This is a genomic window from Thalassococcus lentus, assembly GCF_028023555.1.
Classification (GTDB): Bacteria; Pseudomonadota; Alphaproteobacteria; order Rhodobacterales; family Rhodobacteraceae; genus Thalassococcus_A; species Thalassococcus_A lentus.
The window spans coordinates 155,368-173,276 of the sequence record NZ_JAQIOY010000003.1 but is presented as its reverse complement, the minus strand read 5'-3'; the positions used below and the strand labels follow the sequence as shown (position 1 = coordinate 173,276).

Genomic DNA, 17,909 nt, shown 5'->3' with positions numbered 1-17,909 from the left:
CGGCCACCGCGCCCTTCTGTCAGATCACTTCACCCTATCGCCGGATGGTCGTCAGCCCGTTGTCAGTCGGGGCTGCCCTAATCGGGAACGAATGAGCTTCCTGCCCAACGCTGGATTAGCGCGGGTCCGGCGTACAACGGCGCTGAGCCCTCAGGCGAATGCGATATCAACCGACCCGAATGAGCCAAAGTCAGCATGAATTTTTGTGCCAGAGGGGCATTCAACCGGCCGGATAAAACTGCCGGACAAGATGATCTGACCGGGTTCAATACTTTGCCCATATCCGGCCATACGCCGGGCCAGCCAGACCACGCTTTCGACCGGATCGTTCAAGACCCCTGCCCCGAGCCCGGTTTCTTCCACGTCACCATTGCGCGCAGTGATTGCACCGATCCAGCGCAGATCAAACGCATCGACGGCATGTTTCTGATCACCCAAGACCACACCGGCATTGGCCGCATTGTCGCTGATCGTGTCAAAGACAGTTCGCGTTTTGCCAGTCTTCGCATCGACCCGCACGATCCGCGTGTCGAGGATTTCTATGGATGGGGCAACATAGTCCGTCGCATCAATCACATCCTCACGCGTGACTTCTGTTCCGCCGATCGCAGATTTCATCACAAAGGCAATTTCGGCCTCGATACGGGGTTGGATGAACCTCTGTTTCGGCACGGTTGATCCGGTTTCAAAAACCATATCGTCAAACAGAATGCCGCTATCGGGGATGTCGATGTTCAACGCATTTTGCATCGCTTTTGACGTCAGACCGATTTTCCAGCCAACAACCGACCGGCCCTGAGCCAGCTTGGCGCGATAGATTGCATTTTGAATGGCATAGGCATCGTCCATACCCATGTCCGGAAAACGCTGGGTCAGCAGGCCTATTTGTTTTCCTGTCTGCTCTGCCCGAAGCAGGTCCTGCGCGGCTGTGCTGTGGTCCTGTGGTGTCATGGCGCTTCATCCTGCACGGTGTTGCGCAGCACACCGATACCGTTCACCTCGACTTCGACCACATCGCCCGGTTTCAGGAATTGCGGCGGGTCCAGCCTTGCGCCGGATCCTGTCGGCGTGCCTGTCACGATAATGTCGCCAGGCTCGAGCGTCATGAACGTCGAGATATATTCAATCTCGCGCCGGATGGGATGCATCATGCGGGATAAAACATCATCTTGGCGCACTTCTCCATTCACGCGTGTCACTATGCGTGCATCGTCCAGCTGCGCCGCATCGGCAAAGGGCACCAGCCAAGGGCCGATCGCGCCGGACCTATCCCAGTTTTTGCCCTGCGTGACGTTGAATTTGGCGTGGCGCACCCAGTCTCGGATCGTCCCTTCGTTGCACAGGGTCAGGGCCGCAATGTGATCGTAGGCGTCCTTTTGTGCGATCCGGCGCCCGCCTTTGCCAATGACAATTGCAACCTCGCCTTCATAGTCGAGTTGCGCACTTTCGGGTGGGCGGATCAAAGGGCGATCATGCCCGGTAAAACCCGAAGCAAACCGAGGAAACAGAGACATGAACTTGGGCTGTTCCGAGCCGTCCTTGTATTCGGCATTGCGGTCCGGAAAGTTCACTCCGACACACAGAATGCGCCGCGCATTCGGCAGAACCATTTCATAGGCATACTTTGTATGGGACACCGGCCTGTCTTTGGCAGCCTCGGCCAAAGCATCCAATCCACCAGCCTGAACTGCGTCAAAGAGTGTCGGCCACTGAGGGCAGACGTCGTTCAATGCGATCATGCCGTTTTCGGTCACGGCACCGTAAAAGGTCTCGCCGTTACTGCTGTATGTCGCGAACTTCATTTGATGGCCTCCCAGACCTCTTGAGTGACGGTAGCCACGGTCATGACATCGTCACGTGTTGTGTCGAACTGCCCCACCTGAAGCCGGATGATCTTGCGTCCCGCAAAAGCGCCCTGTGTCAGGTAGATGCGCCCGTCATCATTGATGGCATCCACCAACCTTTGCTGCATGTCGTCGTCGCCGGGGCAGCGGAACGAAAACAAGCTCAGAATAGGATCGGTGGTGATTTCGAAACCCTCCATGGCCGCAATCTTGTCTGCCAACTCTTCTGCCCAAACGACGTGATTGCGAATACGCGCTTGCAGACCTTCCAACCCATACGACCGGATCAGGAACCACAGTTTGAGCGCCCGAAACCTGCGGCCCAGAGGAATGGTCCATTCAGAATAGTTGGTGACAGCATCGCCCGTGGTTTTCAGGTATTCCGGTTCGATCTTGAGCGTGTTCAGTTGCGCTGTGGCGTCGCGCAGGAATTGGATAGAACAGTCAAACTGCGCACCCAGCCATTTGTGCGGATTGAAGACAATGCTGTCAAAGTCTTCGGCACCCGACCAAAACGCTGCCCTGAATTCAGGGCAGATCATCGCCGATCCGGCCCATGCCGCATCCAGATGCGTATATAGATCATGGTCTTTGGCCACAGCCGCAATCGCCTGCAAATCATCACATGCCCCGACACCTGTCCCGCCGGTAATGGCGATAACGCCTGCCGGGATATGACCGGCGGCTTTGTCAACCCGGATCGCGGCATCGAGTGCGCTGGCGTCCATACCGTACCGGTCACCCGTACCGGGAATTTTCACCAGATTGTCCTGCCCAATACCCGCCACCCAACAGGCACGGTCAATCGAGGAATGCACTTGATCGGAACAGTAGATCCTCAGCCGCCCCTTGGCCGAAAGCCCTTCGCGATTGCCGGTGAACCCGGTCGCCTTTTCCCGCATGGTCAACACCGCAGAAAGCGTCGCAGACGAGGCGGAATCCTGAATTACGCCTGTGAAGTCATCGGGCAGGCCCAACGCATATCGCATCCAGTCAACCATCCGGCCTTCGACCTCGGTGGCCGCTGGCGACGTCTGCCACAACATGCATTGGGCCGCGACAGTGTTGACCAGCTGTTCCGCCAGCATGGACGGCGGCGCAGCATTGGCCGGGAAATACGCAAAGAACCGGGGATGCTGCCAATGGGTCATGCCCGGCATTACGATTTGTTCGAAATCCTCGAGAATGGTGGCCATATCTTCGGGGCTCTGCGGCGGATGCTGAGGCAATTGCGCCGCGATATCACCGGGCTTTGTCTGGGCGCGAACAGGCCGGTCGCGCAGTGTCTGGTGGTATTGCGCGCCCCAGTCGGCAAGATGCTTGCTCCACTGAGTGAACTCGTTCCAGTCCATGGCCTACCTCTTTTTTTGGTTTGATCCGCTTTGGATTTGTTGGTGCTTGACGCCATACGAATGCGTCAGGGCTGCGGCTACGGCGCTATTATCGGGCTGGCCTGAATGTCTGAATCCTTGGTTTGCACCCCGACAAATGTCGTTCCGTGCTTGAACCAGCTTTCAGGTGCAGCAGCGCCCCAAAGCGTCTGGCGCTGAGGGTCCTGCAAATCCCACTTGATCGGCTCAAGGTCTGGATCAACGGTCTGGTAGTCCGAGCAGTAAATCTCGATCCGGTGCCCATCCGGGTCAAGAACGTAGAGAAAAAAAGCATTGGAAATGCCATGTCGTCCCGGACCGCGTTCGATGTTGCAGACGTAGCCGGTGGTGGCCATCAGATCGAGCAGATCAATGATATTGATAGGTGTCGGCACCCAAAAGGCAACGTGGTGCATGCGCGGCCCGGTGCCGTTGGTAAAGGCCATGTCATGCACACCACCCTTGCGATGCATCCACGCGGCCCAGAGCTTCTTGCTTTGCTCATCCTCGGTGTATTCCGTCACGCGAAATCCGAAATCGGAATAAAAGGCCACTGATGCATCGACGTCATGGCTGAAACAGTTGAAGTGATCGATGCGCAGCGGTTTAACACCGCGATACAACGCGTATTTTTGGTGAATTGGCGCAAGCCTTTCCATCTTGTGATAGAACTCCAACGGAATGCCCATGTTATCCGACGTGAGCAGCGTGCGTCCCTGAAATGGCCGATCCACCCATTCGGTTGGGCGCCCCTTGGATTGAAAATAGGCTTCGGCCTTGTCCAGATCGGCTTCGTCAAAGGTCTTGAAGCCCAAAACCTCGACTGTTCCCGGCTGATCCGATTTCTGCAAGACCACGCAATGATGCCCGCGTTCTTCCATCGCGCGCAGATAGATGTGGGTGTCGCTTTCATCAGTGACCTGAAAGCCGAGGATTTCTGTGTAGAAGGTCCTCGACGCGGCCAGATCTTTGACATTCAGGCACACGTGGCTCAGGCGGATGGTGTTGAAGTCCGGGTACAGGTTCGGCGCGGGTACGGGCATCACAATGCTCCCAGTTTTGTAATCTTGTGCTGGCCGGTGGCAAAACCGATGTGCTTTTGCTCCATGTAGAACTCAAAGGACCAGTCCCCGCCATCGCGGCCAATGCCGCTGGCTTTGACGCCCCCAAAAGGCGTGGGCAGGTGACGAACGTTTTCGGAATTCACCCAGATCATCCCTGCTTCCAGTTTGTCAGTAAAGCGCAGGGCACGGGTCAGATCATTGGTCCAGACGTAACCTGTCAGACCATAGGCCGTATCGTTGGCCATCTCCAACGCCTCTTGCTCGGTTGCAAAGGGGATGGACGTAAGGACAGGGCCAAAGATTTCTTCCTGCGCGATCCGCATATCATTGGTGGCCTGCGTGAACAGCGTCGGACGAACGAAGTAGCCTTCGTCGCCCACAACCTCGCCCCCTGCCGCGATGGTCGCGCCATCTTGTCTGGCGATATCGAAATAGCGGGTGACCTTATTGAAATGCTCTTCGGTCACAAGCGGGCCAACTTCGGTCTTGGGATCCAGTGGATGGCCCACTTTGATGTTCTGGACTCTTTCGATCAGCTTTGCTTCGAACGCATCCCGGATCGTGTCCTGGATCAAAAGCCGCGACGATGAAGTGCAGCGTTCACCATTGATCGAATAAATCATGAAGATCGCAGCATCGAGCGCCCGATCAAGATCGGCGTCATCAAACACGATCACCGGGTTCTTGCCGCCCAATTCGAGATGATTGCGTTTGAGCGTATCCGCCCCCTGCTTGGTGATCAGGCTTCCGGTACGGCTTTCACCAACAAAGGCAATCGCCTTGATCTTAGGATGCTCACAAAGCGCTTTGCCCGCGCCCTCACCAAACCCGTTGACCGTGTTCAGCACACCGGGCGGCAGACCGGCTTCTTCGGCGATCTCGACCAACAGCCGTGCGGTCACAGGAGAGGCCTCGGCTGGTTTGTGTACCACAGTGCAACCTGCCGCAAGTGCAGGCGCGATCTTCCAGGTGGACAGCATAAACGGTGTGTTCCACGGCGTGATGACACCCACGGGCCCAATGGGAACGCGCGTGGTGATGTTCATCAGTGTCGGAGATTTGAGGTGCTGCCCGTCACGCGCTTGCACCACCTGATCCGCAAAATAGCGAAAGTTCTCGGCCCCGCGCAATGCTGCCTTGGACATGAACTTGTAGGCTTGGCCCGTGTCCCAGCATTCGCACAGGGCAATCTCCTCGGCGCGAGCCTCGATGCCTTCGGCAATGCGGATCAGGATTTTCCTGCGCTCTGTCGCAGGCAGGTCCCGCCACTCGCCAAAGGCGTCATGCGCTGCATGCGCGGCCGTGTCGATGTCGTCGGCGGCCCCATGCGCCACATCACAAATCACGGATTTGTCGACGGGCGAAATCGTCTGGAAGAGTCCTTGGGAACCAGCGCAATCCTTCCCGGCAATCCTGTTTGAAATGCCGCCTTCGCGAAAGCGGGCAAGGTAGCCATCCAGTTTCGCGATGTTGTCTTCCAGCACGCTCATGCTTTGTCCTCCAGATGATTGCGGACGGTTCCGAATTTGAGTGAACGATCGGCATCGATGTCTCGGATCTCAGCCGACAAGGCGATTGAGCGGACCTCCATCGCCGGCGCCAGGAATTCCTTCATAACCGCGAAGATCCGGGTGATGGCATCCTTTTTGACCGCGTCCGTCCGACCAGCGCGAAGGCGGATACTCAGATCAATGAAGCCGTGTTTGGGATTCCCGTCAGCCATGGCCACATGATCTACACGCGTTGCCCGAACGCGGATTCCCGGCATAGGAAAGGCATCGATCGAGGCAGCTTCAGCGCGGATCGCTTCGCACAGCGCACCCATATCGACGGCCTCTTCGACATTGGCGGAATATTCGATGTGGAAGTGCGGCATCCCTTTTCCTTAACATGTTAATTGTTGCGAAGTTAATTAATGGTATGCTTGGTTGTCAACACCCGAATTGCAGTGCACTTGGATGCCGGACGATCATAGAGGCCCACATGACCAAATCCATGCCTTCGACCACCCGGTCCCTTCCTATCGCGCTGATCCGTGCACGCGAAGGTGTCATGGCACCAATCCGTGAAATGTTGGCCGAAACCGGAATAACAGAACAGCAATGGCGGGTTCTGCGCGTCTTGGACGAATACGGCCGCATGGACGCCAAAACGCTCGCGGATCGGTCCAGCCTGCTGTTTCCCAGTCTGACCCGCATTGCCGCCACCCTGCGCGACAAGGGACTGATCACCCAAACCCGTGACGACAAGGATCGGCGACGGCAATTCATCGAAATCACGCCAGACGGCCAGAAAATCATCGACGAACGAGCACCAAAGGCCGCACAAATCGTTTCGGATTTCAAAGACACGCTGGGACAGGAAAACTATGAAACCCTGCTGGATTTGCTGGCGATGCTGGATACCTCTTCAAAGGGCTAAACTTTGAGGGTTCCGTCGGCCCGCCATTGATCAAAGATTTCCAGCGCTTTGTCCGCAAAACCCGGATCGTTGATGTGACACGAAATCCGATGGCTTTGCACATTGTCCGGCAGGGTTGCTTCCAATTCGGCGAGGAAGGCTGACAAACCTTCGGGATTGTGCAGATCCGCCCCTTCGCGATCCCATTCCCCGAGCCCGTGTTCGGGCAGGATCAATGCGACCGGTCCTTTTGACTGGGCAAGCTGCTGAGAATGCGCGCGGGCCACCAGCCTTGTTTCGTCGGCCTGTAGAACGATGGAGGTCAGCAGGCGGTTGTGTTCGTGTTTGAGATGCTTGTCCCACTTGTCCGAAATCGGCTGCCACCCCACAACGTCCACAAGATCATAGCATCCCGGTGCCACGATTTGCGGGGTGCCGTGCGCCCCGGCATTGGTCAGTCGATCAGCCCCGGCCGAAATGTTCGAACCGTTCACGTGATTGCCCAGTTCCTGCGTGCAAAAGTCGAACACACAAGCAAAGGCCCCTTGGCCAGCCAGACTTTCAAAGGCGCGTCCGCCCATACCCGTTGCGTGAAACACGGCTACCTCGAAACCGCGCTCTTCAAGCGCAGGTTTAAGAGGGATCACGTATTTCAGAGCTGAGGTCCCAAGCGACATCATTCCAACCAACGGTTTGTCAGGGTCTGGTTTCTGCACAGCCCTTGCAGCGCCCAGAACCGCACCAGCGGCCTGCGAAAGCGATGCCTTGCAAACCGCATTCAACCCATAAAGCCCACCAGCCCAGAGGATCATCTGCGTATCGGCAGCCAGTCGTTCCGCCGGTATCAGGGGCGAAAACGAAACCGTGGATACGATGTATTTCGGCACGCCCAGTGGCAGCGCCGAGGCGACGTCCAGCGCAAGGTCGGTGCCCATTGTTCCACCCAGCACGATCATGCCATCGAAGACACCTTCGCGATGCAAACGCGCCGCCAGCAGGCTCGCGCCCTTTGCCATGATCTGCATGGCCTGGTTTTCGTCACCACTGTCAATCGCCGCTTGAATTGTGCTCCCGCCCTCGGCAGCGACATCATGCTTTGAATGGTCCGTCGGTTGTGACGGATCACCCAGAACCGACACATCCATGGTCACGACCCTGCCACCCTGCTCGCGGATCACGTCAGCCAGAAAGCTCAGTTCGTCGTCCTTCGTGTCGTAGGTGCCGATCACGAGTATGGTTTTGTCAGGCATGAGCCTCCCCTAAAGCTTGATCCACGCTGTTTTAAGATTCACATATTTCTCGATGGCGTGCAGGGATTTGTCAGATCCGTTTCCGGATTGGCCAACACCTCCAAGCGGGACCGTACCATCCGCACCGCCGTAGGTATTGATGTGCATCACGCCTGTTCGAACAGCCTTGACCATTCTGTGCGCGCGGCCAAGATTAGCTGTCCATGCGGCACCGGCCAGACCATAGACCGTGGAGTTGGCAAGCGAGACCGCTTCTTGCTCTGTCTCAAAAGGCGTAACGGCCAAGATCGGACCAAAGACCTCTTTTTGCGCGAGGGTGGCGTCGCGCCCAACGCCTGTCACAATCGTCGGCGCCATGTAGTAGCCGCCCGTTTCCGCCATAATGCGATCACCGCCAAGAACGATTTCGCCACCTTCGGAACGCGCCGTGTCAACAAACCCAAGGTTGGCCTTGAGCTGCGTCTCTGAATTCACCGCCCCGATGTTGGTATCAACTCTCAAAGGATCACCCACGCGCATGGCCTGGGTGGCCTTGCCAACAGCGGCGACAAAATCATCGTGAATGGATGCCTCGACCAACAGGCGTGATCCGGCCACGCAAACCTGACCTGCATTCCGGAAAATTCCAGCCGCTGCGACTTTGGCCGCCTCGTCCAGATTGGGCGCATCGGCAAAAACGATGTTGGGGGATTTCCCACCCAGCTCAAGATAGACGCGCTTCATGTTCGAGCGCGCCGCATATTCCATCAGCCGCCGTCCCGTCGCGCCCGAGCCGGTAAAGGCCAAAACGTCGACCTCCATGGAAAGACCCAGCGTTTCACCGACGACGCGGCCTTCGCCGGTGACCGCGTTCAAGACACCCGGCGGCAGTCCGGCCTCAAGCGCCAATTCCGCCATACGCATCAATGAGAGCGAGGCGGTTTCGGCGGGTTTAAGCACGACCGAATTGCCCATAGCCAGCGCAGGTCCCAGTTTCCAGGCTCCGATCATCATCGGGAAATTCCATGGAATGATCGCCCCGACAACGCCGACGGGTTCTTTGTGGATCATACCCAAAATGTCCGCCGACGTTGGCGCGATCTCTCCGTAAATCTTGTCGAGGGCTTCCGCGTAATAGCGAATGGTCGTTGCCGCCGAACCCGGCTCGGCCTTTAAGGCCATGCTGATTTCCGTTCCGTTGTCGCGCACACCTAAAACGGCCAGCTCCAACGCATTTCGCTCGATTAGGTCAGCCCATCTCATCAACACCGCTTTGCGTGCCGCTGGCGGCTGACCCGCCCAGCGCCCGTCTTCAAAGGCCGCACGAGCCGATGCAATCGCTGCCGTCATATCAGCAGAAGTTCCGGCAGCAGTGGTTGTCAGGACAGAGCCATCAATCGGTGAAATGACATCCATCGTCCTCCCGTCGGAAGCAGGCATATGTTTGCCATCAATCAAATGCTCGAAAGCCGGAACAGTCTGGGCGCGCAGGGTGTCGATCTTTGTCTGATCCATGCTGGATTACCTCATTTGACTGTCGTGCAGGTCGTGGTCATCCGTCGGCCGATGCGCGCGCCATTCGCGAACAAGCGTGCGCAGATGCAAGGCCACCACCAGAACAATCAGAGCAAACAAGATGGCGGCGATCGGTCGGTCGATCATGTCCAGCGGCGTTTTGAGACGCGGCAAGGCGGATCTCAATTTGACCTCCATGATTCCACCCAGAACCATGCCGAGAATGATCGGAACAATCGGCAAATTCAGCCGCTTCAGGATCAGGCCCAACACTCCGAACGCAGAGGCGATCATGCAATCGGTCAATGAATTGCGCAGCGAGTAGACGCCCACAAAGGACAAAAGCAGGATCATGACGCCAAGAAAGCGGGTTGGAACACGAATGACCCGGGTCAGCAGGTTTGTCGAAAACAGCAGAAAAACCATCACGATCACGTTCAAAGCGATCAGCGCAAAGTACAGGCCATACACCAGATCAATGTTGTTTTGGAACAATTGGGGCCCCGGGATCACGTTGTGCACATAAAAGACCGAAAGCATCATGGCGGTCAGGGCCTCACCCGGAATTCCCAAGGCCAGCAACGGAATCATTGCCGCAGCGGGCACCGCATTGTTCGCAGCTTCGGATGCGATCAGACCTTCGGGGGAACCCTTTCCGAACTGATCCGGATTTTTCGAGGTTTTCTGCGCATAGGTGTAGGACATGAACTGCGCTGTGAATTCACCGGTACCGGGGATCATTCCCAGAATCACGCCAAAGCCGGATGCCACGGTCGCCACACGCTTGTGGCGCAGCAATTCCTTGATGCCTGCGCCCATACGCCCGGTGACCGGTTTCGCATCCGGACTGTTGTCCGGAGCGGTCAAAAGGAAAAATGCCTGGCTCAGGGCGAACAACCCCAGAACCACAACAATGAGATTCACGCCCGATGACAGGAACGAATACCCAAAGGTGTAACGCTGCGTGTAGGTCACCGCGTCCAGACCCACCGTCTGCAGGAAGATCCCGAACATCGCCAAAAGCCCAGCAGCAAAGATTTGGCCCCGGTGCGCAAGGATCACCAACAGGATCCCGAGAAATGCCGCGAGAAAGATTTCACGCGATCCGAACATTGGTGCGATCAAAGCAAGGACAGGCGACAGCAAAATGAGACACAAAATGCCAAAGATGCCACCCCAGAACGACGCAGAATAGGCCAAGGATACAGCCCGGTGCGCTTCGCCCCGCTCGGTCATGGGATAGCCGTCATAGGATGTGAGCGCATTCACAGCCGTGCCGGGCGTATTGATCAGAACCGCCGGAATTGCGCCTCCGTACATGGACGATCCATAGATCCCAAGCAGCATGGTCAAGCCAACGATCGGATCGAGCGAGAATGTCGCCGGAAGCAATATTGCGATCGCCACGGCAGGTCCAACCCCCGGGATTGCGCCGATAACGACCCCACCGATTGATCCCACCAGAAGCGCCAGCATCACGTCCCAACGCGCAAGCATTTCCAATCCGGCTATCAGGTTTTCCATGGCGCGCGTTCTTTCAGAAGTAAGTCAGCATGATCTGGCGCAGCCCGTCTGGCAGGCTTTCGTAGATCAGGCCTGACGGCAAATTCACCTTGAGCATCGTTTTGAACAACAAAACGATGACAACCGCCGCCACTGCGGCCGCGATAAGCGTTGAGGCCCGGCGATAGCCGGCGCGCAGTGTCAGCGCGATTGCAAAGAGCACCGTGGATGGCAGATAGCCCGCGTAGGGTACGGCCACGGCGTAGGCAATGAACCAGCCAGCGTACTCCAGAGACGTGACCCAGAGCCAGACCTCATGCCAACGGCCTTCGATGCGTTCTGACAGAGCCGAGCCGACCAAATGAAGCGCAGCAAAAAGGGTCATGCCCCCAAGGGAAACCGCAGGCCAGAAGCGCGGCTGTGCAAAAAGTTTGCCGCCGTTGCGCCAAGCCGTTTGATCCGCCAGCTGGGACAGCAGAAAAACCGAAGCCAGCAACGCGATCCAGGCGAACACGATGTCACCGGGCCTGCGGTAGCGCTTGAACAGAGATTGAAGCGTTTTGGCACGCGACATGACGATGTCCGTTCGCAAAAGAAAAAAGCGCCGGGCGTCCAGTCGAACGCCCGGCTGCAATCACTTGGGCTTATTCAGCCAGCATGCTGCCGATCTGTTCCATCGTCGCGATGTCAGATTGGATTTGAGCCACCACATCAGAGGCCGACTGCCAGTAGACAAGCGCGCCTGTCTCAGCGGCGAGCGCTTGAGCGCGATCAGACATCATCGTTTCCTTGGCGACAGCGATGATCTTGTCCTGAACGTCCTGTGGCGTGTCTTTGTGCACGAACAACCCGTTCCAAAGTGCGACATCCAATTCTGGCGCCAGTTCGGCCACAGTGGGCGCATCAGGGGTGAGGCCAATCCGCTCAGAGCCGATGGATGCCAATACATTGACGTCATCAAGGCAGGGCAGGATCAATTGCAGCGTGGTGTTGATCACGTCCACATCACCCGACGCGAGTGTATTGCAATCGAGCGCGTCAAATGCAGCGTCAGAGGCATAGGCAAAGCCCATCTTCTTGGCGAGCCCCATAGTAACCTGCGTTGGCACCAGAGGCGCACCGAAGTGGCCCAGAACAACGTCATTGTCCTTTGCGTGGGCGGCAAGCTCATCCATCGTTGCGTAGGGCGCATCACCGCTTGTCGCGATCACGAATGGATATGTCAGGAAGTTGCCAAGCGGCACAAATGGATCAGGGTTCAGTTCCGGGATGCCGATCTGCGGTCCAACAACCGGAATGGCAATAATGAACGAACCGATGGTGTAGCCGTCAGCGGGTGCATTCGCGACTTCGATCGCGCCGGGGAATGGGCCACCACCGCCACCGGGCTTGTTCACAACGGCTGTGGGCACGTCATAAGCCGCAGAGAAATCTTCGGCAATCATGCGCGTCAGCACATCTTCCAGATCGCCCGGAGGCCAGGGCACGACAAACTCGACCGGTTTTTCCGGATACTCCGCCTGGGCAGCGCCGCTGACAGCAACCATGGCAAGCGCCATAGCTGTCATGGCTGACTTAAACTTGGACATTTCAATCTCCCTGTGTCGGTTCGTATATTGAACCGTTGTTGCGGAAAAAAGGTTGCCTTGTTAAATAACTTCTGTCAAACCTTTTTTGAAAACCTCGAAAAGAGCCCACTGGATGTCATCCACAACCAAAGCCCTGACTTTGCTGTCCCATTTCTCGACCAAGCGCCCCGAAATAGGGCTGTCGCAGCTTTGCCGCCTTGCAGGGCGTGACAAGGCGACGACCTACAGACACCTACAGGCCCTTGAAACTGCTGGATTTGTGGAACAGAATCCGGCGACCAAACACTATCGGCTTGGCCCCGCTATCATGCATCTTGCCCAAGTCCGCGAAGCGACGGTGCCCCGCGAAACAGGCGCAATCAACGTCATCAAGGAACTGGCCGACGCCACGGGCGAAACGGCTCATGTCACGGTTTTGTCTGGCTCAACACTATACGGGCTTAGCGCCTGCGAATCCCCGCATCACGCCACTCGTGCCGTCATCGACATCAACATTTTCCCGCTTCACGCCACGGCATCCGGGCTTTGCGCATTGGCCTTTGGGCCCGAGGATTTGTTCCAGACCGCATTAACGAAAATGGAAAACTTCACCTCTGCCACACCGGCAACGCCAGAAGCACTGGCAGATCTGGTCGCGCACATACGTCTGACCGGCTTCGGCCAAGCGGATCAGATCTATGAAGACGAGATACAGGCCATTGCCGCACCGGTTTTTGACCATACCGGAAACTTTGCCGGTGCTGTCGCAGTCGCCAGCGTCGCGTCCCGTTTTACATCGGAACTGGAAAAAACAATCAAGGCGGAGCTGACCATTGCCGCCCACGAAATTACCCGCAACTGGGGCGGCGTGATCCCGGCACAGATCGAAAAGGCCTGGGCCGCATCCACCACGCATTCGAACACACTGGAACCCACGTCATGAAAGACTCGAACTTCCTGAAGGAACACAATGGACGCCTGATGTGGCATCCAATGACGTCGCCCAAAGACAGCATCGATCAGCCCCCAAAAATCATCACCGAAGCAGACGGTGTTTCGATCGTTGATGTGGACGGGCACAGGGTTGTCGACGGTGTTGGCGGGCTATGGAACGTCAATCTGGGCTATTCCTGTGAACCCGTCAAAAAGGCGATCTCTGCGCAACTGGACACACTGCCCTACTACTCAACATTTCGCGGCACATCGAACGATGCCGTGATCGAATTGTCCTACGAACTGAGCGAGTTTTTTGCGCCCGACGGGCTGTCACGTGCGTTTTTCACATCCGGTGGATCGGACAGTGTCGAAACCTCACTTCGTCTGGCACGGCAGTATCACAAGCTGCGTGGCGAACCCGGTCGGACCAAGTTCCTGAGCCTCAAGAAAGGGTATCACGGCACCCATTTCGGCGGTGCGTCCGTGAACGGCAATGCCAACTTCCGCAGCGCCTATGAACCACTTATGCCCGGCTGCTTTCACATTCCGGCGCCATACACTTATCGCAACCCATTCAACGAAACGGACCCTGAAAAACTGGCACAGCTTTGCCTACAGGCACTGGAAGACGAAATCGCCTTTCAGGATGCCGGCACCATTGCAGCCATGATCATGGAACCGATCCTCGGGGCCGGCGGTGTGATCCCGCCACATCCGTCCTTTGCACCCGCTGTGCAGGAGATCTGCAATCGGAATGGCATTTTGCTGATCACAGACGAAGTCATCACCGCCTACGGCCGAACCGGCGCTTGGTCCGGCGCGCGCCTGTGGGGCATACAGCCCGACATGATGGCCACGGCAAAGGCCATCACCAACGGCTATTTCCCGTTTGGCGCCGTCATGCTGGGCCAGCGGATGATTGATACCTTTGAAGGCAATCCAAATGCCAAGATCGGCCACGGCTATACCTATTCCGGTCATCCAGTCGGCGCAGCGGCGGCCTTGGCCTGTTTGGCAGAAACCAAACGATTGAACGTGGTTGAAAACGCGGCGGCACGGGGCACGCAGTTGTTCGAAGGATGCCAAGCCTTGCAGAAAAAGCACGGCATCATAGGCGATGTCCGGGGCGGCTATGGTTTGATGACCGCGATCGAAATGGTCAGCGATCGCACGACCAAGAAACCCATCGATGCCGGCACCGCAGCCGTCGTTCAAGAAGTGGCCTACCAGAGCGGCGCGATGGTCCGAGTGTCAGGCCCCAACCTGATCTTGTCGCCTGCCCTCATTCTTTCCGAAGCCGAAGCGAACACGATCCTGCAGGCGCTTGATGCCGGTTTCACCCAAGCCGCAAAGACCGCCGCATGACCGGAAACTACGTGGCGCTTTTGGGAACCAAGGGCGGGCCGGCCATCCGGCCCGGCTCTTCCATGCCGACATCGAGCCTATATGTGCTTTCCGGAAAGCACATCGTTGTGGATTGCGGGCTTGGCGTGACCAAGGGGCTGGTCGATCAGGGCATGCAACTGAAAGACTTGTCGCTGATCTTCATCAGCCATTTGCATTCGGATCACTATCTTGAACTGGGACCGCTGCTCCACACGGCATGGACTGCGGGGCTCAAGACATCGGTCGACGTCTACGGCCCGCCGGGGCTGGACAAATACTGGGCCGGCTTTTTGGAGTCCATGCGCGCGGATATCGAACTCCGGATCGAAGACGAGGGCCGCCCTGATTTGAGTGCCCTGTTGACCATCCACGAACTGGACGAAGGCACTGTCTACGAACAGCCCGATCTAACGGTACGAGCGCTTCGGTCCGTACACCCGCCGCTGGTCGATTGCTTTGCCCTGTCTTTTGAAACTGGGTCGGTTCGCGTTGTGTTTTCCGGCGACACTGCACCCTTTTCCGAGCTCGAAGCCTTCGCCGAAGGTGCAGATCTTTTGATCCACGAAGCCATGCTTGAATCGGCATTGCCGGCGCTGCTTGCACGGGTCGGCAACGGAAGTGAAAAGTTGATGGAGCATTGGCTACGGTCGCACAGCTTTGCCCATGATGCGGCCAAGGCTGCGACCAATGCTGGGGTTAAACGGCTGGCGCTGTCCCATCTCATTCCGGCAGATGATCCGAACTATGGACCTGAAGACTGGGAACGCGCGGTCAAGGATCACTGGGATGGTCCTTTGATTGTTGGATTCGACGGAGTGAGGATCGAGCTGTGACCCGCACGAACGCAGAAATCCTTGCGGACCGCAGCCGGCTTTTGGGCCCGAACATTCCCACCTTTTATGAAGACCCCGTCCACATCGTCAAAGGCGATGGCGTTTGGCTGTGGGACGCTGATGGCCGCAGATATCTGGATTGCTACAACAATGTCCCACATGTCGGTCACTGCAATCCAAGGGTGGTCGAGGCCATCTGCCGTCAGGCCAGTACACTCAACACCCACACGCGATACCTTCACGAAGGCATCCTTACCTATGTCGATCGATTGACGGCCACGCTCGATCCTTCGCTGGGCACGGCCATTCTGACCTGCACCGGATCCGAGGCCAATGACATTGCCCTGCGTATGGCCGAAGCGGTGACGGGCAAACGCGGGATTATCGCGACCGATGCAACCTACCACGGGAACACTTCACTGGTTAGCCAACTGAGCCAATCAAACGTGCCGACGGTCGGCTTCGGGCTGGGGCAGTATTTTCGCTTTGTTCCCGCACCCGACAGCTATCGCAGCCCCGATCCCAATGGCGCCTTGTTCGCAGAAACCCTGGCCGCCCAGATCGACGCTTTGGAAAAAGACGGAACCGGCTTTGCCGCGTTGGTCGTTTGTCCATATTTTCTGAACGAAGGCTTTCCGGACCATCCGGACGGTTGGCTGCGCCCCGTCGCAGAGGCCGTGAGGCGTGCTGGTGGTCTGCTGATCTGCGACGAAGTGCAATCCGGCTTTGGGCGCACGGGCACTCATATGTGGGCTCATGAAAAAATGGGGGTCGTGCCTGACGTATTGGTTCTGGGAAAACCCATGGGCAACGGTCATCCGATTGGCGGCGTGGTTGCCAACAGAGAGATGGTTGGCGCGTTCCGCAATGGGTATCGCTACTTCAACACGTTTGGCGGAAACCCTGTGTCCTGCGCAGCGGCCATGGCCGTCCTCGAAGAGATCGAAGACCGTAATCTACTTGCCAATGCAAAGGCCGTTGGCGACCACGCGCGCAGAAGGTTGCAATCGCTTGCCGAAAAATACGATGTGATCGGCGACGTACGCGGGTCTGGATTGATTTTTGGAGCCGAGATGGTGACTTCTCGAGAAACCAAGTCACCAGCCCGCGCCTATACCAACCGCGTGATCAACGCGATGCGCGATCGCGGCGTGCTGCATTCGCACTTGGGCCGTGACAAGAACACGCTCAAAATCCGGCCGCCTATGCCCTTCTCAATCGCCAATGCTGATCTTTTGCTCGACACGCTGGACGAGGTATTGGCAGAAACACCGCCGCAGCCATGAAAACCATCACCAAGTCCTTGGCTTTGTGGGGTTTAGAACAAGCCGATTTCGCCCTGATCGCCGAAAGGGAAAATCAGGTCTACCGGGTCAATCATTCGGGGCAATCTTATGCCCTGCGTCTGCATCGGCGGGGCTACAGAACCGATGCTCAATTGGCCGCCGAACTTGGCTGGATGCATTGGGTTTCCAAGTCTGGCCTATCGGTTCCAGCACCACGCCCGAGCCTGCAAGGGCCCTATTTGCAATCTGTGGACGGCTTTCAGATTGATGTTCTCAGCTGGCTTGATGGCGATACACTGGATGCCATTCTCGGCAGCCAACAACCCGCCGCGCAGATCGCCGTTTTTCATGCGCTCGGCATCGAAATGGCCAAGCTGCACGATGCGAGCGACGCTTGGCCTGAGGCAGCCACCTGTGATCGGCCTGCGTGGGATATGGAGGGTTTGCTCGGTGACACGCCTTTGTGGGACCGGTTTTGGGAAAATTCGGCGCTTTCACCAAATCAGCACAGCCTGCTCAAACAGTTCCGCCATAAGGCCGCGGCTGATTTATCCGTCTTGGCACCAACCTTGGATTACGGGCTGATCCATGCCGATCTCGTGCCTGCGAACGTGATGGTTGATGGCCAGGATCTTCATCTGATCGACTTCGATGACGGGGGCTTTGGGTTTCGGCTGTTCGATGTGGCAACGGCTTTGCTGAAACACAGATCGAGCGCAGACTACCCCGCTCTGGAGACGGCCCTTATCAACGGCTATCGCTCCAAACGTGACTTGGACACCAGCCGACTCGGGTTATTTCTGGCCCTGCGCGCCGTGACTTATGTGGGCTGGAACATCACCCGTGCCGACGAAGACAGTTCTGGTAACCGAAACGCCAAATTCATAGCGCAGGCGACCGCGTTGGTGCGCACCTATCTGCAAAACAACCAGGCTCTCGAGCACAGGCAAACCAAAACCTGAGGCTTTGAACGGT

The 17,909-nt window shown here is 57.2% G+C and carries 17 protein-coding genes; 6 read left to right on the top strand and 11 right to left on the bottom strand.

The window, feature by feature from the left end; translation table 11 throughout:
* Nucleotides 1-150: 150 nt before the first annotated feature.
* From hpaH to PFY00_RS09830, 6 genes are all read right to left on the bottom strand, one after another.
* On the bottom strand, nt 151-951 hold the full coding sequence (hpaH, locus tag PFY00_RS09855) for a 2-oxo-hept-4-ene-1,7-dioate hydratase (RefSeq protein WP_271432388.1): 801 nt from the start codon (nt 949-951) through the stop codon (nt 151-153).
* On the bottom strand, nt 948-1,802 hold the full coding sequence (locus PFY00_RS09850) for a fumarylacetoacetate hydrolase family protein (protein ID WP_271432387.1): 855 nt from the start codon (nt 1,800-1,802) through the stop codon (nt 948-950). The genes hpaH and PFY00_RS09850 overlap by 4 nt, the downstream gene beginning before the upstream one ends.
* Nucleotides 1,799-3,196: a pyridoxal phosphate-dependent decarboxylase family protein gene (locus PFY00_RS09845; protein WP_271432386.1), complete on the bottom strand. Its 1,398-nt coding sequence runs from the start codon at nt 3,194-3,196 to the stop codon at nt 1,799-1,801. The genes PFY00_RS09850 and PFY00_RS09845 overlap by 4 nt, the downstream gene beginning before the upstream one ends.
* Before the next feature lie 77 nt (nt 3,197-3,273).
* On the bottom strand, nt 3,274-4,257 hold the full coding sequence (gene hpaD, locus PFY00_RS09840; protein ID WP_271432385.1) for a 3,4-dihydroxyphenylacetate 2,3-dioxygenase: 984 nt from the start codon (nt 4,255-4,257) through the stop codon (nt 3,274-3,276).
* The gene (hpaE, locus tag PFY00_RS09835; protein WP_271432384.1) at nt 4,257-5,768 is read right to left on the bottom strand and encodes a 5-carboxymethyl-2-hydroxymuconate semialdehyde dehydrogenase; all 1,512 of its coding nucleotides are present in this window, start codon (nt 5,766-5,768) and stop codon (nt 4,257-4,259) included. The genes hpaD and hpaE overlap by 1 nt, the downstream gene beginning before the upstream one ends.
* The gene (locus PFY00_RS09830) at nt 5,765-6,154 is read right to left on the bottom strand and encodes a 5-carboxymethyl-2-hydroxymuconate isomerase (RefSeq protein ID WP_271432383.1); all 390 of its coding nucleotides are present in this window, start codon (nt 6,152-6,154) and stop codon (nt 5,765-5,767) included. Before PFY00_RS09830 ends, hpaE begins: the two co-directional genes overlap by 4 nt.
* A gap of 107 nt (nt 6,155-6,261) precedes the next feature.
* On the opposite strand from PFY00_RS09830, the gene hpaR reads away from it, so the two are divergent.
* Nucleotides 6,262-6,699, top strand: coding sequence for a homoprotocatechuate degradation operon regulator HpaR (hpaR, locus tag PFY00_RS09825; protein ID WP_271432382.1), 438 nt, complete (start codon nt 6,262-6,264; stop codon nt 6,697-6,699).
* Here hpaR and PFY00_RS09820 read toward each other — a convergent pair.
* The 5 genes from PFY00_RS09820 to PFY00_RS09800 all read right to left on the bottom strand — a co-directional run bounded on the left by PFY00_RS09820 (nt 6,696) and on the right by PFY00_RS09800 (nt 12,514).
* On the bottom strand, nt 6,696-7,928 hold the full coding sequence (locus PFY00_RS09820; RefSeq protein WP_271432381.1) for a Tm-1-like ATP-binding domain-containing protein: 1,233 nt from the start codon (nt 7,926-7,928) through the stop codon (nt 6,696-6,698). The genes hpaR and PFY00_RS09820 overlap by 4 nt on opposite strands.
* Before the next feature lie 9 nt (nt 7,929-7,937).
* Nucleotides 7,938-9,422 carry an aldehyde dehydrogenase family protein gene (locus tag PFY00_RS09815; protein ID WP_271432380.1) on the bottom strand — a complete coding sequence of 495 codons (1,485 nt, stop codon included), beginning with the start codon at nt 9,420-9,422 and terminating at the stop codon, nt 7,938-7,940.
* 6 nt (nt 9,423-9,428) lie between these two features.
* Entirely contained in the window at nt 9,429-10,946 is a 1,518-nt protein-coding gene (locus tag PFY00_RS09810) for a tripartite tricarboxylate transporter permease (RefSeq protein WP_271432379.1), read from the bottom strand.
* Nucleotides 10,947-10,959: 13 nt separating this feature from the next.
* The gene (locus tag PFY00_RS09805) at nt 10,960-11,499 is read right to left on the bottom strand and encodes a tripartite tricarboxylate transporter TctB family protein (RefSeq protein WP_271432378.1); all 540 of its coding nucleotides are present in this window, start codon (nt 11,497-11,499) and stop codon (nt 10,960-10,962) included.
* 70 nt (nt 11,500-11,569) lie between these two features.
* On the bottom strand, nt 11,570-12,514 hold the full coding sequence (locus PFY00_RS09800) for a tripartite tricarboxylate transporter substrate-binding protein (RefSeq protein ID WP_271432377.1): 945 nt from the start codon (nt 12,512-12,514) through the stop codon (nt 11,570-11,572).
* 112 nt (nt 12,515-12,626) lie between these two features.
* Here PFY00_RS09800 and PFY00_RS09795 point away from each other — a divergent pair, with 112 nt between their 5' ends.
* The 5 genes from PFY00_RS09795 to PFY00_RS09775 are packed head-to-tail and all read left to right on the top strand — an operon-like array spanning nt 12,627 to nt 17,896.
* Nucleotides 12,627-13,436: an IclR family transcriptional regulator gene (locus PFY00_RS09795; RefSeq protein WP_271432376.1), complete on the top strand. Its 810-nt coding sequence runs from the start codon at nt 12,627-12,629 to the stop codon at nt 13,434-13,436.
* Nucleotides 13,433-14,794 (top strand): aminotransferase class III-fold pyridoxal phosphate-dependent enzyme, encoded by a 1,362-nt coding sequence (locus tag PFY00_RS09790; RefSeq protein WP_271432375.1) that lies wholly within the window; start codon nt 13,433-13,435, stop codon nt 14,792-14,794. The genes PFY00_RS09795 and PFY00_RS09790 overlap by 4 nt, the downstream gene beginning before the upstream one ends.
* On the top strand, nt 14,791-15,648 hold the full coding sequence (locus PFY00_RS09785; RefSeq protein ID WP_271432374.1) for an MBL fold metallo-hydrolase: 858 nt from the start codon (nt 14,791-14,793) through the stop codon (nt 15,646-15,648). Before PFY00_RS09790 ends, PFY00_RS09785 begins: the two co-directional genes overlap by 4 nt.
* Entirely contained in the window at nt 15,645-16,934 is a 1,290-nt protein-coding gene (locus PFY00_RS09780; RefSeq protein ID WP_271432373.1) for an aspartate aminotransferase family protein, read from the top strand. Before PFY00_RS09785 ends, PFY00_RS09780 begins: the two co-directional genes overlap by 4 nt.
* The gene (locus tag PFY00_RS09775) at nt 16,931-17,896 is read left to right on the top strand and encodes a phosphotransferase enzyme family protein (protein ID WP_271432372.1); all 966 of its coding nucleotides are present in this window, start codon (nt 16,931-16,933) and stop codon (nt 17,894-17,896) included. The genes PFY00_RS09780 and PFY00_RS09775 overlap by 4 nt, the downstream gene beginning before the upstream one ends.
* The last annotated feature ends 13 nt before the right edge of the window (nt 17,897-17,909 follow it).

Coding starts and splice junctions, on each gene's coding strand:
- hpaE (WP_271432384.1), bottom strand. CDS start 5,768: ATGAGCGTGCTGGAAGACAACATCGCGAAACTGGATGGCTACCTTGCC.
- PFY00_RS09775 (WP_271432372.1), top strand. CDS start 16,931: ATGAAAACCATCACCAAGTCCTTGGCTTTGTGGGGTTTAGAACAAGCC.
- PFY00_RS09820 (WP_271432381.1), bottom strand. CDS start 7,928: ATGCCTGACAAAACCATACTCGTGATCGGCACCTACGACACGAAGGAC.
- PFY00_RS09845 (WP_271432386.1), bottom strand. CDS start 3,196: ATGGACTGGAACGAGTTCACTCAGTGGAGCAAGCATCTTGCCGACTGG.
- PFY00_RS09790 (WP_271432375.1), top strand. CDS start 13,433: ATGAAAGACTCGAACTTCCTGAAGGAACACAATGGACGCCTGATGTGG.
- hpaH (WP_271432388.1), bottom strand. CDS start 951: ATGACACCACAGGACCACAGCACAGCCGCGCAGGACCTGCTTCGGGCA.
- PFY00_RS09810 (WP_271432379.1), bottom strand. CDS start 10,946: ATGGAAAACCTGATAGCCGGATTGGAAATGCTTGCGCGTTGGGACGTG.
- PFY00_RS09795 (WP_271432376.1), top strand. CDS start 12,627: ATGTCATCCACAACCAAAGCCCTGACTTTGCTGTCCCATTTCTCGACC.
- PFY00_RS09800 (WP_271432377.1), bottom strand. CDS start 12,514: ATGTCCAAGTTTAAGTCAGCCATGACAGCTATGGCGCTTGCCATGGTT.
- PFY00_RS09850 (WP_271432387.1), bottom strand. CDS start 1,802: ATGAAGTTCGCGACATACAGCAGTAACGGCGAGACCTTTTACGGTGCC.
- PFY00_RS09830 (WP_271432383.1), bottom strand. CDS start 6,154: ATGCCGCACTTCCACATCGAATATTCCGCCAATGTCGAAGAGGCCGTC.
- PFY00_RS09785 (WP_271432374.1), top strand. CDS start 14,791: ATGACCGGAAACTACGTGGCGCTTTTGGGAACCAAGGGCGGGCCGGCC.
- PFY00_RS09815 (WP_271432380.1), bottom strand. CDS start 9,422: ATGGATCAGACAAAGATCGACACCCTGCGCGCCCAGACTGTTCCGGCT.
- hpaD (WP_271432385.1), bottom strand. CDS start 4,257: ATGCCCGTACCCGCGCCGAACCTGTACCCGGACTTCAACACCATCCGC.
- hpaR (WP_271432382.1), top strand. CDS start 6,262: ATGACCAAATCCATGCCTTCGACCACCCGGTCCCTTCCTATCGCGCTG.
- PFY00_RS09805 (WP_271432378.1), bottom strand. CDS start 11,499: ATGTCGCGTGCCAAAACGCTTCAATCTCTGTTCAAGCGCTACCGCAGG.